Below are 16,168 nucleotides of genomic sequence, written 5' to 3' on the forward strand. Positions count from 1 at the left end.
CATCCCGAACTCAGCAGTGAAACGATGCATCGCCGATGGTAGTGTGGGGTTTCCCCATGTGAGAGTAGGTCATCGTCAAGATTAAATTCCGAAACCCCATTTGCGAAAGCAGATGGGGTTTTGTTTTTGCGCGATGGAAAAGTGCTCATTGTTATGGCGATCTATTGCGGACAATTTTGCACAGTTATTTTCAAGACAGAGCACTAGAATAGCTCCCCTCTTTTTCCTTCCGAGACCAGAGTCTTTTATGTCTGATCCAGTTGACGCCCAGCAGGTATCAGACTTACCGCTGGATGACCTGGTGGCCTGCCATGAATGCGACCTGCTGATGCGCAAACCGCACCTAGCCCATGGCGAGAAAGCGCAGTGCCCGCGTTGTGGCTATGAGTTGTACGCCCACCGGCACAATGTCGTCGAACGCAGCCTGGCTCTGGTCATTGCGGCGTTGTTGCTGTACATCCCGGCGAACTTTCTGCCCATCATGCAGCTCAATCTGTTGGGGCAATCGTCTGAAGATACCGTGTGGTCTGGCGTGCTCGGTTTGTTCAACACCGGCATGCAAGGCGTCGCAGTCGTGGTGTTTTTGTGCAGCATGGGCATTCCGCTACTCAAGCTGCTGTGCCAGTTGGCGGTGTTGCTGAGTATCCGCTGGAACGTCGGCCGCAGTTACGGCCTATTGCTCTACCGCTTTTATCACCATATGCGCGATTGGGGGATGCTCGAGGTCTACCTGATGGGCGTACTGGTGGCCATCGTCAAGTTGGCGGATATGGCGGCCATCACCGTTGGCCTTGGGTTGGTGTGTTTTATCAGCTTGTTGCTGGTTCAAGTACGGTTGGAAATGGTGATGTCGCCGCACCAGATCTGGCAGGCGTTGTCGGGGGAGGATATTCATGCGGGCGATTGATGCAGGCATTCTGATTTGTATGGAATGCCACGAGTTGAACCGGCAGGTGCCGGACACCGACGAGCAAACCTGCACCCGCTGCGGTGCGCTGGTTCACGCACGCCGCCCCAACAGCCTGATGCGCACCTGGGCCTTATTGGTGACGGCCGCCATCCTCTACATCCCGGCTAACTTGCTGCCCATTATGACGGTCAGCTCATTGGGCAAGGGCGAACCGAGCACCATCATGTCCGGGGTGATCCAATTGGTTCAGCACGGCATGTTGCCCATCGCGGCCGTGGTATTTATCGCCAGTATCCTGGTGCCCACATTTAAGTTGGTGGGCATCGCCCTGTTGTTGTTCTCGGTGCAACGGCACCAGCCGCTTTCGGCTCGCCAGCGCATCATCATGTACCGCTTCATCGAGTTCATCGGCCGCTGGTCGATGCTCGATATCTTTGTGATCGCCATCTTGGTGGCGTTGGTGAACTTTGGCCGGCTGGCCAGCATTGAGGCCAATCTCGGTGCGGCGGCTTTTTCCAGTGTGGTGATTTTGACGATGCTTGCCGCAGTAACTTTCGATCCCCGACTGATTTGGGATAACACGGAGTCGGACGACGACCATGACTGATTTGCCTACCGCTAAAACCCGCCCCGCGTCCAATTGGTCGGCCATTTGGGTGCTGCCCCTGATCGCCCTGGTGATCGGTGGCTGGCTGGGTTGGCGTGCCTACAACGACACCGGTATTTCGATCCAGGTCCGCTTTGAAAGCGGCGAGGGCATTCAAGTTAACAAGACGGAAGTGGTCTACAAAGGCATGTCTGTGGGTAAGGTCAAGACCCTCGCCCTGGACGATCAGGGCAAGAGCAAAGGGGTGATCGCTACCGTTGAGATGAACAAGGACGTCGAACAATACCTGCGCACCGGTACCCGTTTCTGGCTGGTCAAACCGAGCGTGTCGCTGGCCGGTATCACCGGTCTGGAAACCTTGGTCTCGGGCAACTACATCGCGGTCAGCCCCGGTGAAGGCGAGTCGACGCGCAAGTTCAAGGCCCTGGGCGAAGAGCCGCCGCTATCCGATTCCAAGCCCGGGCTGCACCTGACCGTCAAGGCCGAACGCCTGGGCTCGCTCAATCGCGGCAGCCCGGTGTTCTATAAGCAGATCCAGGTCGGCGAGGTGAAAAGCTACCTACTCTCGGAGGATCAGAATACTGTCGAGGTCAAGGTCTACATTGAACCGACCTACGCCAAACTGGTGCGCAAACACACGCGTTTCTGGAATGCCAGTGGCATCAGCATCGACGCCAACCTGTCTGGGGTGAAGGTGCGCAGTGAGTCGTTGTCGAGCATCGTTGCCGGCGGCATTGCCTTCGCCACGCCGGAGAACCGCAAGGACAGCCCGCCGACCGACCCGAGCCTGCCGTTCCGTCTGTATGAAGACTTCGACGCAGCCGCCGCGGGTATCCGCGTGAAGGTCAAACTCAGCGATTTCGAGGGCCTGCAGGCCGGGCGCACGCCGGTCATGTACAAGGGTATCCAGGTCGGCAGCCTCAAGGCCCTCAAGGTTGACCCGGACCTGTCCAGCGCCAGCGCCGACCTGACCCTCGACCCGCTCGCCGAAGACTACCTGGTGGACGGCACCCAGTTCTGGGTGGTCAAACCTTCCATCTCCCTGGCCGGCATCACGGGTTTGGAAGCCCTGGTCAAAGGCAACTACATCGCCATTCGCCCGGGTGACAAGGGCGCCGCGCCACAACGCGAGTTCGAGGCGCGGGCCAAGGCGCCGCCCCTGGACCTGCGTGCCCCCGGCCTGCACCTGGTGCTGTTCACCGACAGCCTCGGCTCCTTGGAGGTCGGCAGCCCGATTCTGTACAAGCAGGTCAAGGTCGGTTCGGTGCAGAGCTACCAGTTCTCCCGCACCCGCAAGCAACTGATTATCGGCGTGCACATCGAGAAAGAGTACGAAGGCCTGGTCAACGGCTCGACCCGGTTCTGGAATGCCAGTGGCATCACCCTTTCCGGCGGCCTGACTGCCGGTATCCAGGTCAAGAGTGAATCGCTGCAAAGCCTGATGGCCGGTGGCATTGCCTTCGAGACCCCAGAGGCCAAGGTGCCGCTGACCAAGCGCATCCCGCGTTTCCGCCTTTACGCCAACCACGAAGAGGCCATGCAGAAGGGCACTGTGGTCACCATCCGGGTCGAGCGCGCCGATGGCTTGAGCAGCGGCACACCGATCCGCTTTAAGGGCCTGGATGTGGGCAAGGTCGAAGACGTTGATTTGAGCGACGACCTGCAATCGGTGCTGCTCACCGCGCGCATCACCGAAGTACCGGAACGCATCGCCCGGGTCGGCAGCCAGTTCTGGGTGGTCAAGCCCGAGCTGGGCCTGATGAAGACCGCGAACCTGGAAACCCTGGTCACTGGGCGCTACCTGGAGGTGCAACCGGCAGTCAAAGACCTCGGGCCACAGAAAGCTTTCGTTGCCTTAGTCCAGCCGCCGCAGGTCGCCGTTGCCGAGCCAGGCCTGAGCCTGGTGCTGAGCGCGGCGCGGCGTGGCTCGCTCAAGGTGGGTGTGCCGGTCACTTACCGTGAGATCACGGTGGGCAAGGTCACGGGGTACGAGTTGGGCCAGACCGCTGATCGGGTGTTGATCCACATCCTGATCGAGCCCAAGTACGCGCCACTGGTGCGTGGCGGTAGCCGGTTTTGGAACAGCAGTGGCGTTGGCGTGGACTTCAGCCTGTTCAAGGGGGCGACGGTGCGCACCGAGTCCCTGGAAACCCTGATCCAGGGTGGCATTGCTTTCGCCACCCCGGACGGCGAGCGCATGGGCAACCCAGCGCTGGCCCAGCAGACATTCCCGTTGTTCGACAAGTTCGAGGACGAGTGGCTGCTGTGGGCGCCGAAAATTGCGCTGGGTAAATAAAGGAACCGCGTTATCGTTCATCGCGGGCGGGCCCGCTCCCACGCTTGAATGTATTTGCAGGCCAAATGTGGGAGCGGGCCTGCCCGCGATGGCGCCCTCACACACGCGAACCCACAAAAAAGCCGCGATCCCAATGGGTCGCGGCTTTTCGCGTTTCAGCGTGGTCGATCAGACCTCGTCCAACTCCGGCGCCAGCGCCTCGACAGGCTGCAACGCCTTTACCTCGTCATGGCGGCGAATGAACTTCCAGTCCGACTCGTCGATGTAGATGCCATTGGGCCCGCTGCCGCCTTCCAGGTCGATGGCCACGTGGGCGCAGACCTGCGGCTTGACGCTGGCCAGGATCGGCACGAAGCCCAGTTGCAGACTGGTTTCCAGTAGCGCGGCCTGGTTCTTCTCGTCGATGTCCGCCGCTTCGTCCAGGTAGTACGGCAAGCGCACGCGCCCGGCCTGGTCGCGGTCCATCAAGTGCAGCAACAGGTACATGTTGGTCAGCGCTTTGATGGTCATGGTGGTGCCGTTGGACGCCGCGCCGTCGATGTCGGTGTGGATCACCGGTTGGCCGTTGATCTTGGTGATCTCGAACGCCAGCTCGAACAAATCCTTTAGCCCCAACTGGTTGTGGTTCGCCGCCACCAGGCGCGCCAGGTATTCCTTAGCCTCTTCGTTCTTGCTGTCCTGGTCGGCGCTTTGGCTGAGGTCGAACACCGAAAGCGTCTCGCCTTCCTCGTACTGGCCGGCGCTGTGGATGATCTGGTCGATGTGCTTGAGGGCTTCCTTGTTCGGCGCCAGCACGATGCGAAAGCTTTGCAGGTTGGATACCTGGCGTTTGTTGATCTCGCGGTTGAACAGCGCCAACTGGTGTTCGAGGCTGTCGTAGTCGCTGCGGATGTTGCGCAGGGTCCGGGCGATGTCCGTGACCGCCGCGCGGCGCGCCTTGCCCAGGGTCAGGGCTTCGTCGGTGCGGTGCGCGTAGGCGTTGATGAGCAGTTGCAGGCGCCGCTCCATGTCGTCTTCGCTGTCGAACTTGGCCACGCCCTTGAGGCGCACCTGGGCATACAGCGCCTCGATCTGGCCATCGGCGCGCAGCAGGCCTTGCCAACTGTCTTGATAGTCATTGAGCAACGGCAGCAGGTTGTCCATGGAGTCGTCCACCGGGTCCATGAACGGCGTGCCGAACGGCAGGTCGGCGGGCAGCAACTGGCGGCGGCGCAAAGCGTCGTCGAGGGTGCGCTGCTTGGCTTCCATGTCGCCGATCTGGCGGCCGACCAGTTGCAGCTTGGCCGACAGTTGCTGGACCCGCTCGGTGAAGGCGTCGCTGGAACGCTTCAACTCGTCCTGGGCGGCTTCCATCTGCGCGAGGTTTTCCAGTTTCTCGTCTTCTTCAGCGCTCAAGGTCTGGGCGCGGCGGAAGTCTTCCAAGGCTTTTTGCGCGTCCAGCACCTGCTGGTACAGGGCCTCGGTCTGGGTCTTGCTCGCGGCGCGGTCGGCGGCCACGGCGGCTTGGGTCTTGAGCTGCTTGAGTTCTTTGTCCAGGCGATCCTTCTGGTCGCGCAGCGCGGCGCGGTCGGCCAGGGCTTGCAGGGCCGGCGGCTCGATGTGCGTCAAGTCGATGGCTAACCCTGGCACCTCAAAGCGTTCGCCCTTGAAGCCGTCGAGGATCACTTCCAGGGATTTGACCCACTGGCCGTCCTCGTCCAGGGCAATGCCGTGCTCGCCCAGGGGCAGGCTGAACAGTGCGCTGTTGAACAGGCGCATCAGGCGTTCCACGTCCTGCTGGGAGAACTCTTCACGCAGGCGCGCATAGCTGTTGTTATCGGCGTGGTCGAGTTGCTGCTTGACCGACTTGAGGCGTTTTTCCAGGTCCCGCAGGCGTTCTTCGAGGTCTTCGGCGCTGAACTGGCGCGACTGCGCCAGGGCACCAGCCAATTCGTCGTGGGCGTCCTTGGCGGCCAGCAGTTGCTGCTCCAGCACTTTCACGTCGTCCACCAGGGCGAAGCGATGCTTGAGCACCGCCAGTTCGCCGAGCCAGCGCTGGATGCCGCTGATTTCCCGCTCCAGGCGCATCAGCTCTTGGGTGCCGCCGCGCTGGTCGTTTTGCAGGGCGTCTTGCTCGTTGCGGTAATGCTCGGACTGGATCAGCAGCTCTTCCTTGCGTGCACCGGCGTAGTCCGACCAGGTGCCCAGCAGGGAGTCGAGCAGCGGTGACAGGCGATGCAACTTGCCACGCAGCACATCGCGCTGCCTGACCCCGGCGGCCAGCGCCTCGACCAGTGGCCCGGCGGCGACCATCGAGTTGTAGTCCTGCTCCATGCGCCGCACGTCGCGGAACGCCTCTTCGCAGGCGGCGATGTAGTCGACGCTGCCGGAGCGCAGGCTGTGCTCGAAGGCATCGAGGAACAATTGCTTGAGCTTGGCCGCGGTGATTTCGCGCATGTGCAGCAGGTTGATGAACAGGGCGCGGAAGGTTTTCAGGCTCTGTTCGCTGGTCGAGCGCAGCGGGATCAGCGTCAGGTCCAGGGGAATGGAGGTGTGGCCGCCCACCAACAGGCGTCGCAGCTCGTCGGGCTTGAGGTCATAGGCCTTGATGCCCAGGCGTTCGAGGTTGTTGAACAGCTCTTTGTGGCGCAGGCAGGTGTCGTCTTTCTGGTAATGGGCCAGGTCGAGCTTGCCGGCATAGGCGAAGAACTGGTGGCCGAAACCGCCGCCCGGGCCGCGTCCGACCACGCCAATGACGTGAGGGCCGTGGGGCAGGGCAACTTCGACGAGGATGTAGCTGGTGTCGGAGGCGAAGTAGAAGCGCCGCGATTGCTCCAGGCTGTACTTGCCGAAGCTCATGTCCGACATGCGCGCCAGGATCGGGAACTGCAAGGCGTTGATCGAGGCGGACTTGCCCAGGTTGTTCGCACCGTAGACCGACAGCGGCTCTTCCAGGGGGAACAGGCCCAGGCTGTAGCCGGCGGTGTTCAACAGGGCAAAGCGGCGGATGCCGTAGCGTTCCTGGCTCATGCTTCATTCTCCTGTTCTTCGGCAATGGCGCGGGCCAGGGCGTCTTCTTCGCTTTCGTCCGCGGCGCCGAACGGGCTGAGGTCGAGGGGGTCGTCGGTGTGCAGCAGGTGTTCGTCGCTGTCGTCATCGACCAGCACCGGCGCCGGCAACGGCAGCACGCTGTGCAGGCTGGCGGCCAGGTCGCGGTCTTGTTGCACCGACAGGCACACGTCGAGGAAGCGGTGCATCGGCGGCAGGAAGCGGTAGACGCCATTCTCTTCGCCGGCAAAGCCCAGTTGGGTCATGCGCCGCATGATTTTTTCTTCCAGCTCTTCCTGGGTCTGCACTTCGGCCTGGATAAACAGGTCGCGGTACTTGTCCAGCAGCGAGGGCAACTCGTCGCGGCCCAGGCTGCCGCCATCGAGCACGGCCACCGGGTCGCGGCCCTGGTCGGCCAGGTGCTCGACGAGGATGAAGGTGAACAGCGCCAGGCGCTGCGCGGTTTTGTTCACCGCCGCGGCGGCCAGTTCCGGGACGAAGTAGTAGAAGCCGCGGGTGTCGCACACCAGCTCAAAGCCCAGGGCCTTGAACAGGGTGCGGTACTGGTCCTGGCAATTGGACAGTTGGGCATACAGCTCCGGGTCGCGGCGGCTGACGTGGTAGCCCTTGAACAACTCGCGAAAGATCGGCGCCAGTTGGGACAGTTCGGAAAGATCAAGATGCATGAGGAGTGCTCGCAGAATGCTCGGGCGTATCGTCGCTGGCCGAGAGCAGGGCGAAGGAGCGCAGGCTGACCTGGTGCTCGTGGGTGTGGTAGTCGCGGCGCTCCAGGCGCTCGCGTTTGAAGCGTTTTTCCCGCGACAGGCGCGAGAACCAGTAGAGCAATTCGTCGGTGGCGCCGTCGGGCTCCTGTTCCAGCAGCCAACTCATCAGGTCCGGCATCGGCAGGGCGCCTTCGCAGCGCTCGAGCATCTCGCGCACGGTGCGCGGTGCCCGTGGGGCCTCGCCCTTGTGGGTCTTGTGGGCCTTGGGGAAGCGTGCCGGCTTGGGCTCGAAACGGGCCAGGGCATAGACGTAGGCTTCGACCTGGCCGGAACTGCCGAGGAAGGTGCTCTGCGGGCGGGTGAACAGCGGCAGGGCGGCCTGGGGCACGGCGTCGATGCCTTTGCGCCGGATCGCCGCCAGCGCTAGCGCCGCGCCGCGGGTCACGGCGTTGTGCCGGCGCGCTTCTTCGCGCAGGGGCAACAGCAGCTCGCGGGCGTGGCGCAGGGTCAGTTGGGCGCTGGTTTGCATTTCCAAGATGCGCGCGTGGGTGCGCAGCAGCATGTCGTCGTCCACCAGGTGGCCCAGGCGCTGTTGCTCGCTGAGCATCTTGAGCAGCACGTTTTCGACTTTGCGCACGCCTTGCTCGAAGGCGCCGTCGGCGTTGACCAATTGGATCATCGGCTCGACGTACTCGTCCCAGGTCGCCAGCACTTCGGCGTAGCGCTGGCGCAGGGGGATCTGCCGGTCGCTGGTCTTGGCCCGCTCGGCCACGGCCACCAGGGCCTGCTCGTCGTTGGCGAGCTTTTTCAGCACATCGCGCACGCGCATGTCCAGCAGGCGCAACTGGCGCGCCAGGTCATTGCCGTCGCGGATGTCGAAAGCATCCTGGATGTACCCGGCCAGGCGTTCGAGGTGGCGCAGGTAGGCTTCGATTTCCAGGCACAGGCCCAGGCGATGCTCGCGGCGCAGGTAGGCGAGGAAGTCGTGGATCTGGGCGTTGAGCTCGAAGCGGTTCGGGCTCTTGGCCACGGGCACCAGGATGTCCAGGCGGATCCACACGTCCAACAGGCTGGTGATGTCCTGCGGCGTGCTGTCCAGTTGCTGGGCGGCCAACTGTGAACGCAATTCGTTGAGGCTCAGGGTGCCCTGGTCGAAGTGCTCGCACAGCGGCTCCAGGAGGGCCCAGTGTTCAGCGAGGGCGCGCAAGACGCGCTTGGGTTCGATCATCAAAATGGCCGGCTGGTTAGCGATTAAAAGCGGCGATTGTACTGCATCGCACGGGTCCGCAAGCGCCGCGGGTCAATCGCTGAGACGAGTAGCCGCTTTTGTGGCGATCAACTGCGGGCGATCTTGGGCGAAGGGCGGTAGAATCCCCGCACTTTCCGTTATCCAAAAGTGGCCGAGCTTTGCTTATCGAGTCCCGTCGCCGCGCTTACCTAAGCGCCATGCAGGTGGTCAATTGGCTACCGCGCACCGAATTGCCCTTTGCCGCGCCGTCGCGGCCAGAGCTGCTGGCGATGCCCGAACTGCTGGGCGAAGAAGCCGCGCCCGACGTGCCGAACCTGATCGAAACCCCCACGCCCACGCCACCGAGCGAGCGCCCCCGGGTCGAAGTGCCCCGGCCTGTGCCTGCGGTGGCACGCCCGGCGAGCAAAGCGGTGGAGGAGGCCAAGCCCGCCGCCCCGGCCCGCGCACCCCAGGTGCCACCGCCGCGCTTTGCCCTGCAATTGCTGCGCGCTGGGCGTTGCCTGCTGCTGGTGGAACTGCCCACCGGCGAGCCCTTCCAGAGCCGCGACCCGGCTTACCTGCTGCTCAAAGACATGCTGCGCGCCGCCGGCCTGCCGGACAGCCCGCAGATCGTCGGCGAGCCGGTGCGCTGGCCGCTGTTGGTGCGCGGCACCATGGACCAGGGCCCGGAGGCGGCACGGGACTTCGTCCAGGGCTTCGTCGCCGCGCGCCTGGAAGAAGAGGCCTGTGCTTGCCTATGGCTGATCGGCCTGCCGGCGGTGCGTTTTGCCGGCGAGGCCGATGCGCAGTCGTACCACCGCGAACTTGAGATCGAAGGCCTGGGCGTTGCCTGGGCCTTGCCCGGCCTTGAACTGTTAATGGAAGAGCCACAGCGTAAGGCTGATGTCTGGCAAGCGATGCGCCGGCTGATGGCGCGCTGGAAACCCACCGATGAGTGACGCTGTAACCTTCCGCCCGATGACCGAGGCGGACCTGGACGCTGTACTGAAGATCGAATACGCCGCCTTCAGCCACCCCTGGACCCGGGGGATCTTCCTCGACGGCCTGGGCAAGTACCACATCTGGCTGATGTTCGAGGGCCAGCAGCAGGTCGGCCACGGGGTGGTGCAGATCATCCTCGACGAGGCGCACCTGCTCAACATCACCGTCAAACCGGAAAACCAGGGCCGTGGCCTGGGCCTGGCGCTGCTGGAACACCTGATGTCCATCGCCTACAAGGCCAAGGCGCGCGAGTGCTTCCTGGAACTGCGCGACAGCAACCGCGCGGCGTTTCGCCTCTATGAGCGCTACGGCTTCAACGAAATCGGCCGCCGCCGCGACTACTACCCGGCCGTGGGCGGGCGCGAGGATGCGGTGGTGATGGCTTGTACCTTGGTTGACTGACTGAAAGTATCGCGAGCAGGGGCTTTGTGGCCGGCTCAACAACCTTCTGTGAGAGGGTTTGTTGTGGGAGCGGGCAAGCCTGCTCCCACAAGGGTTTTCCACAAGACTCTGCGCTTTGGTGGGTGCGGGCCGGGCAGCGCTCCGCTCGCCCGCGATGGCGTCAGCCCAGGTACCGCTTGGCTAGCGGTTGCCATCCACCGGTTCGCGCTCGGCCAGTTCGGCTTCGTCCCAGCCATTGCCGCCGCCGATGTCGTCTTCGTCCACTATGCTCAGGTCCCAATCGGCGGGGTTGTCTTCGCCGGCTTCCTGGGCGTCGCGGGCGCCGTCTTCGAGGATCAGGGTTTCTCTGCTGAGGTCGTCGTCGGTCAGTTCGTGGTCGGGCGTGGTAGCACCGGTCATTCCGGCTTCATGATGCCGCGGTGGTGGGGCGTCACGCTGGCGTTCGCTTTCGGGGGTGAGTTCATTGAGGTGTTCGCCGCTGTCGTCCCGGTCGAAGTCCAGTTCGTTCATCGAGCCCATGCGATCCTCGTTGTCATCGATGGGTTCGGGCTGCGGCGCGCCGTAGGGGCGTCGTGATTCGGTCATGGCAATTGCTCCCAGGGTGTGTACGGTGGACAGGCACACCCCCCGAAGATTCAGAGATTTTCCAGGCGTGCGACGATCTGCCTGGCCAACGTGACGCCGAACGGCGCTCGTCTGTCAAAGCTGCGCATCATTCTTGAGGCTTCACAGCATGAACGAACTACAAGACCTGATTGATAACAACGAGCGCTGGGCCGACGCGATCACCCAGGAAGACCCGGATTTCTTCGCCAAACTGGCCCGCCAGCAAACCCCCGAGTACCTGTGGATCGGCTGTTCCGACGCACGGGTGCCGGCCAACGAGATCGTCGGCATGCTGCCGGGCGATCTGTTCGTACACCGCAACGTGGCCAACGTGGTGTTGCACACCGACCTCAATTGCCTGTCGGTGATCCAGTACGCGGTGGACGTGCTCAAGGTCAAACACATCCTCGTCACCGGCCACTATGGCTGCGGCGGTGTGCGTGCCTCGATGCAGGATCGCCAATTGGGCCTGATCGACGGTTGGCTGCGTTCGATCCGCGACCTGTACTACGAACACCGCGAAGCGCTGGGCCAATTGCCCACCGAAGAAGAGCGGGTTGACCGCCTCTGCGAGTTGAACGTGATCCAGCAAGTGGCCAACGTCGGCCATACCAGCATCGTGCAGAACGCCTGGCATCGCGGCCAGAGCCTGTCGATCCATGGCTGCATCTACGGGATCAAGGACGGGCGCTGGAAAAGCCTGAACGCCACCATCAGCGGTTTCGAGCAATTGCCGCCGCAGTATCGGCTGCGTCCGGCGGGCGCACCGTAGGGAGCGTCAACAACGGCTCTGCCGGTACCAGTGTTGTAGGAAGAGTTGCCCCTGGGCGTTGGGGGCCTCTTCGTAACCGGTGATCCAGCCACGGCACTGGGGCGAGCCGCATTGGCAGGCGAACTGGGCCGGCAATTGCTCCTCGGTGCTGGCCAGGTCCATATACAGCAGGTCGCCCCGGGCGATGTCCTTGAGCGACCACATCCACAGCTCGCTCATGTCCAAAAACACATTGGGGTCGCAGGAGTGCGCCAGTAACCCGGTGAACCACGGGTCGTGCAGGTGCACGCCGTGCATCATCTGCCGGGTCCAGGGGCCGCGGGCCGGCACCATTACCCCGGAAAACCGGCACACGCGGCAGATATGCCGAACTGTTTGCAGGCTGCTGAGCCCCGAAATCTGCCCGCCCGTGGGCGTGCTGACGGCGAAGTCTTGCCTGGAGGGATAGCCATCGCTGACCTGCAGTTCGTCAAAAGGATAGAGGCAGTCGCGGGTGCTTTTGCCGAGCTTGTCCATTTTCATAACGGTCCTTGTTCCGGCACGGGTGCATCAATGCCATCCAGAGCGCTCCAGCCCTGGTGCAGCAGTCGGTGCTGGCCAAGCCTCGCGCAAAAAAGCACCAGGGTCTACTGTCATTTCTGACAGTAGATATCCGCTAGTTATCGCGTCAGCCATGGCTGACGCGAGGTGTTATCACAAGGCCGGGGTGACGGCTGCATCGGTGGCGGGAGCCTGGAGTTGCTGGAGTTGTACGCTGACGGCCGGGGTCGCGCACTGGGTTTGGGCGTCGGCCGGCGACAGCTTGCGGATCGAGGTATAGAACAGTTCGCAGGTCTGGGTTTTCTGGCTGTCCTGCCAGGTTTGGGTGCAGCGTTGCAGTTGCGCGGCGGGGTCGGCGCCGGGCTGGGAGCCCATCGCAGCCTGCCAGCACGCGGCACTGAGGTCCTGGCCCATGGTTTTCAGGCCCACGGCGTCGGCGCGGGCCTGGTCGCCGTCATAGTTCTCGGGGTCGGCGGCATACCAGATATAGCTGGGGTGATTGGCCCCCAGCACCGGCACCTTCACCGCGGCCACCGGGTTGATCTGCGCCAGGCCCAGCACGGTCACCGTGACCCCGTATTGCTGTTTGAGCCAATTGCGCACCGGCGCGCCAAAAGCCACCATCGGCAGGCCCGTATCCCCCTCGCCACGGCTGAGTTCGCGCACCATCGTGGCCTGATAGTCCTTGAAATAGTCGTAAATGCCCTCTAGATCCTTGCCTGCACTGGAGGGTGCGGCCACCGGGGCGATATCGACAATGGTCTGGAACGCGGGTGTTTGCTCGGCCGGGATGCCATTGGCGGTGAGCAGCGTGGCCCAGCGGTCGGTGGTGGCCGAGTCGAGATAGTCCTGGGCGCGGGTCAGGGAGTAATCGGGTGGGAAGTGCAGCAGTTCGACGCTTTTGCGTTTTTCCAGGGCCATGCCCAGGGGCAGGAAGAAATACCAGTCATAGGCCCACTTGCCCTCGGCATTCAGGCGCCGCGCCCCTTCGTAGGCCAGGTCGCCGGCCTTCAGCAGGGCCGCCAAGGGCTTGCCGTAGCTGGCGGGCACCCCGGTGATGCTGGCGTAGAGCTGCTGGTTGTCGGCGGTGACGCGCACTGTCGCCGTGTCGTAGCCGTCGCGTTTCACGCTTTGCTTGAGGTAATGCTCCACCGTTTGCGCGAGGGTCCAGTCGCGGTAGCAGATCACCGCGCAATTGTTCGGGTAGGCGAAGAGGCGGGTGACCCGCTCGGTACTGCCGAGCGCCAGTTCGGCGTCGGCCAAGGCATGGCTGCTCAAGCCCAGGGTGGCGAGGGTCAACGTCAGGGCGGCGAGTTTGTGCATGGGGGACTCCTTGTCGACATTTTGAGTGAGGGGCGGGTGTTGCGCGTGAAGAATAGGCGGGCGCTGCACGACCGGGGGCAAGATGGCCACAAATCATGGCAATATGCCGTCCGCTCATCATCGATCAAAGGACTGAACCATGGCTTTTACCGATCAAGAACGCCTTGCCCTGCTGGCCGTCAAAGGCGTTGGCCCGACGGTGGTCAGCCGTTTGGAGCAAATGGGCTTTGCCTCGTTGGGCCAGTTGGCCGAGGCCGATGCCCTGGAGATTGTCACCAATGCTTCGGCCCTGGTGGGGTCGACGTGCTGGAAGAACAGCCCCCAGGCGCGGGCGGCGATTCAAGCGGCCATTGCCATGGCCAAGGCGCGTTGAGCCGTTGAAGGGCGGCGCGGGGTTTGCGTATCAAGCGGTCTATCGCTACGTCTTGGAGCTGATCGCCAGCCACCGCCATGAGCAGCGCCTGCCCTCGCTGCGGCAACTGGCCCAGCGCCTCGGGGTGTCGGTGTCCACCACCAAATACGCCTACGCCTTGCTGGAAGACGAGGGCCGTATCCTGTCGCGGCCGCGCCTGGGTTACTTCAGCCGGCCAGCGCCACTGCCGGCCACCGGCGCCGCGCCCGCCAGCCTGCTCGACCGGGTCTACGCCAGCGCCCGGCAACCGGGCATGTTGGCGCTGTCCAGCGACAGCCCGGCGATGCTGCTGTCCCTGGAAAACCCGCTGCTGATGACCGAGCGCGAACTCACCCGCCAGTACCCGCGCCCGCCAGCGCCGCTGTACCAACCGTTTGGCGAGGCGCAGTTGCGCGCCGTAGTGGCTGCGCAGTACACCCGTTCGCCCGACCAGGCCTGGCAAACCGAGCAGGTGTATGTGGGCGCCGACCTGCACAGCGTCTTGCAGATTGCCCTGGCGGCGCTGGCGGCCAAGGGCCGCGTGGCGTTGGTGGAGTCGCCCTGTTCTTGGGCCGTGCTGCGCCAATTGCACAGCGCCGGGGTGGAGGTGGTCGAACTGCCGTTGGGCGACGATGGCCGGGTGGACCTGATGCAGGTCGAGCACCTGCTGCAACGCCGGTCCGTGGCCCTGGCGGTGTTTTCGTCCACCTTCGCCAGCCCCCACGCCAGCCTCATGCCCGCCGCCGACAAGCAGCAACTGTGCGCCTGGCTGAGCGCGCGGGGCATTTGGTTGCTGGAGAACGACAGCTACGGCCAGTTGTACTTCGGGCCACAACCGGCGCGGTTTCGCGACTTCGCCGACCCTGAGCGGTTGATGGTGTTTTCGGCCTTGGACAAAACCATCGGCGCCGAAGCCCCGTTCGGCTACCTGCTCAGCCGCCAACTCGCCCCCGCGTTGCAGCGCGAATGTCTGGCGCGGGCCTTTCGCCTGTCACCGATGCGCCAGAAAGCCATCGCCCGGCTCCTCGGCTCGCGGCGCATGGGCGCCCACCTCGCGGCACTGCGCGGGCAATTGCAGGGGCGGGCGGCACACCTGGCCCAGATGCTCAGCCAACACACCGGCGAACGCCTGCACTGGCTCGCCCCGGCCGGTGGTGCGACGCTTTGGGCTCGGGCGCGGCGCCCGGTGGACATGGCCCGGGTGTTCGAGCGCCTGTTGGCGCAGCGCATCGTCATTGCGCCGGGGGCAGTGTTCAGCCAGGCCGGGCATTGGCGCCATCACCTGCGCCTGAGTTTCACCCTGGACTGGCAGCAAGACATCGCCACGGCCCTGCAACACCTGGCCCACGCCCTGGATCAAGAAGCGCTCAACTGACCCCGTAGCAATGGCGCGGCTCGGGGAATTGGCCGCTGCGCACCTCATGGGCGAACGCTTCGCAGGCCTGGCTTATCAGCGCGCCGACGTCGGCGTATTGCTTGACGAACCGCGGCACCCGCGAGCCGCCCAGGCCCAGCAGGTCTTCGGTGACCAGCACCTGGCCGTCGCAGGCCGGGGAGGCGCCGATGCCAATCGTCGGCATCGGCGAAAACCCGCTGATGCGCCGCGCCACGCCTTCGGCCACTCCCTCCAGCAACAGGCTGAACGCCCCGGCGTCGAGGTGGGCGCGGGCGTCCTGCTCGATCAGGCTGGCGCCGCTGTCGCTCAGGCCTTGGGCCTTGAACCCGCCCATGGCGTTGACGTACTGGGGCATCAGGCCGATATGGGCCATCACCGGAATGCCGCGCTGCACCAAAAACTCCACCGTACCGGCCAGGGCCTGGCCGCCTTCGAGCTTGAGCGCGTCGCACCCGGTGCGGGCCAGCACCTGGGCGCAGTTGCGGTAGGCCTGTTGCGGCGATTCCTGGTAACTGCCGAACGGCATGTCGGCGATCACGCAGGCCTGGCGGGTGCTGGCGACCACCGCGCGGGTGTGGCCGATGATTTCTTCCAGGCTCATGTCCAGGGTGCTGGCGCGGCCGTAGCCGACCATGGCGGTGGAATCGCCGATGAGGATGAAGTCGACGAAGGGGTCGAGTAAACGGGCAAATGCACTGCTGTAGGCGGTCAGCGAGACGATTTTCTGCTGGCCTTTCATGGCCACCAACTGCGGCACGGTCAGGCGGGTGGTGCGTGAATGAGTGCTCATGGCGGCTCTCCTGCGGGGTGGGAAAGCGCCCGATTATTGGCCGCCGGCGGCGCGATTCAATGCACAGCCTGGGGCTAAAAACCGACCCAGCGCTGTGTTTGGGTTGTTTCGGCGGTTTTTTGCGTAGACCATTGGCGCCATCGTTTTGCCCCA

General features: G+C 63.8%; 15 protein-coding genes. 8 read left to right on the forward strand and 7 right to left on the reverse strand.

From position 1 onward, the window contains the following. Window positions 1–247: 247 nt before the first annotated feature. The 3 genes from CKW13_RS06285 to CKW13_RS06295 are packed head-to-tail and all read left to right on the forward strand — an operon-like array spanning window position 248 to window position 3,813. Window positions 248–907: a paraquat-inducible protein A gene (locus tag CKW13_RS06285; RefSeq protein WP_095107732.1), complete on the forward strand. Its 660-nt coding sequence runs from the start codon at window positions 248–250 to the stop codon at window positions 905–907. After that, window positions 894–1,517: a paraquat-inducible protein A gene (locus tag CKW13_RS06290; RefSeq protein ID WP_095107733.1), complete on the forward strand. Its 624-nt coding sequence runs from the start codon at window positions 894–896 to the stop codon at window positions 1,515–1,517. The genes CKW13_RS06285 and CKW13_RS06290 overlap by 14 nt, the downstream gene beginning before the upstream one ends. Continuing rightward, complete coding sequence (locus CKW13_RS06295) at window positions 1,510–3,813, forward strand: PqiB family protein (RefSeq protein WP_095107734.1); 2,304 nt, start codon at window positions 1,510–1,512, stop codon at window positions 3,811–3,813. Before CKW13_RS06290 ends, CKW13_RS06295 begins: the two co-directional genes overlap by 8 nt. A 168-nt stretch (window positions 3,814–3,981) precedes the next feature. On the opposite strand, the gene mksF is transcribed toward CKW13_RS06295, so the two are convergent. From mksF to mksB, 3 genes are read right to left on the reverse strand one after another with little or no spacing between them, the layout of a single operon-like run. Then, window positions 3,982–6,822, reverse strand: coding sequence for an Mks condensin complex protein MksF (mksF, locus tag CKW13_RS06300; RefSeq protein ID WP_095107735.1), 2,841 nt, complete (start codon window positions 6,820–6,822; stop codon window positions 3,982–3,984). Beyond that, complete coding sequence (gene mksE, locus CKW13_RS06305; protein ID WP_095107736.1) at window positions 6,819–7,526, reverse strand: Mks condensin complex protein MksE; 708 nt, start codon at window positions 7,524–7,526, stop codon at window positions 6,819–6,821. Before mksE ends, mksF begins: the two co-directional genes overlap by 4 nt. Further along, window positions 7,516–8,793 (reverse strand): Mks condensin complex protein MksB, encoded by a 1,278-nt coding sequence (mksB, locus tag CKW13_RS06310; protein WP_176465070.1) that lies wholly within the window; start codon window positions 8,791–8,793, stop codon window positions 7,516–7,518. Before mksB ends, mksE begins: the two co-directional genes overlap by 11 nt. Before the next feature lie 179 nt (window positions 8,794–8,972). Here mksB and CKW13_RS06315 point away from each other — a divergent pair, with 179 nt between their 5' ends. After that, the gene (locus tag CKW13_RS06315; RefSeq protein WP_095107738.1) at window positions 8,973–9,752 is read left to right on the forward strand and encodes an energy transducer TonB; all 780 of its coding nucleotides are present in this window, start codon (window positions 8,973–8,975) and stop codon (window positions 9,750–9,752) included. Then, on the forward strand, window positions 9,745–10,197 hold the full coding sequence (gene rimI / locus CKW13_RS06320) for a ribosomal protein S18-alanine N-acetyltransferase (RefSeq protein ID WP_095107739.1): 453 nt from the start codon (window positions 9,745–9,747) through the stop codon (window positions 10,195–10,197). The genes CKW13_RS06315 and rimI overlap by 8 nt, the downstream gene beginning before the upstream one ends. A 180-nt stretch (window positions 10,198–10,377) precedes the next feature. Here rimI and CKW13_RS06325 read toward each other — a convergent pair whose 3' ends face one another. Then, on the reverse strand, window positions 10,378–10,782 hold the full coding sequence (locus CKW13_RS06325; RefSeq protein ID WP_095107740.1) for a serine kinase/phosphatase: 405 nt from the start codon (window positions 10,780–10,782) through the stop codon (window positions 10,378–10,380). A 148-nt stretch (window positions 10,783–10,930) separates the two neighbouring features. Here CKW13_RS06325 and can point away from each other — a divergent pair, with 148 nt between their 5' ends. Next, window positions 10,931–11,575, forward strand: coding sequence for a carbonate dehydratase (can, locus tag CKW13_RS06330; protein ID WP_095107741.1), 645 nt, complete (start codon window positions 10,931–10,933; stop codon window positions 11,573–11,575). Between the two features lie 6 nt (window positions 11,576–11,581). Here the strand turns inward: can and CKW13_RS06335 are convergent, their stop codons facing one another. Both CKW13_RS06335 and CKW13_RS06340 read right to left on the reverse strand, forming a co-directional pair. Next, window positions 11,582–12,097, reverse strand: a complete 516-nt coding sequence (locus CKW13_RS06335; protein ID WP_095107742.1) for a lysine methyltransferase — start codon at window positions 12,095–12,097, stop codon at window positions 11,582–11,584. Window positions 12,098–12,268: 171 nt separating this feature from the next. Beyond that, window positions 12,269–13,438: a hypothetical protein gene (locus CKW13_RS06340; protein WP_095107743.1), complete on the reverse strand. Its 1,170-nt coding sequence runs from the start codon at window positions 13,436–13,438 to the stop codon at window positions 12,269–12,271. Window positions 13,439–13,577: 139 nt separating this feature from the next. Here CKW13_RS06340 and CKW13_RS06345 point away from each other — a divergent pair, with 139 nt between their 5' ends. Both CKW13_RS06345 and CKW13_RS06350 read left to right on the forward strand, forming a co-directional pair. Next, on the forward strand, window positions 13,578–13,811 hold the full coding sequence (locus CKW13_RS06345) for a Pathogenicity locus (protein WP_095107744.1): 234 nt from the start codon (window positions 13,578–13,580) through the stop codon (window positions 13,809–13,811). Window positions 13,812–13,815: 4 nt separating this feature from the next. After that, the gene (locus tag CKW13_RS06350; protein ID WP_256576520.1) at window positions 13,816–15,204 is read left to right on the forward strand and encodes a PLP-dependent aminotransferase family protein; all 1,389 of its coding nucleotides are present in this window, start codon (window positions 13,816–13,818) and stop codon (window positions 15,202–15,204) included. Here CKW13_RS06350 and panB read toward each other — a convergent pair. Then, on the reverse strand, window positions 15,197–16,015 hold the full coding sequence (panB, locus tag CKW13_RS06355; RefSeq protein ID WP_095107746.1) for a 3-methyl-2-oxobutanoate hydroxymethyltransferase: 819 nt from the start codon (window positions 16,013–16,015) through the stop codon (window positions 15,197–15,199). The two genes, CKW13_RS06350 and panB, sit on opposite strands and share 8 nt — an antisense overlap. Between the last annotated feature and the right edge of the window lie 153 nt (window positions 16,016–16,168).

The sequence above is a fragment of the Pseudomonas sp. Irchel 3E20 genome, assembly GCF_900187645.1.
Lineage (GTDB): Bacteria > Pseudomonadota > Gammaproteobacteria > Pseudomonadales > Pseudomonadaceae > Aquipseudomonas.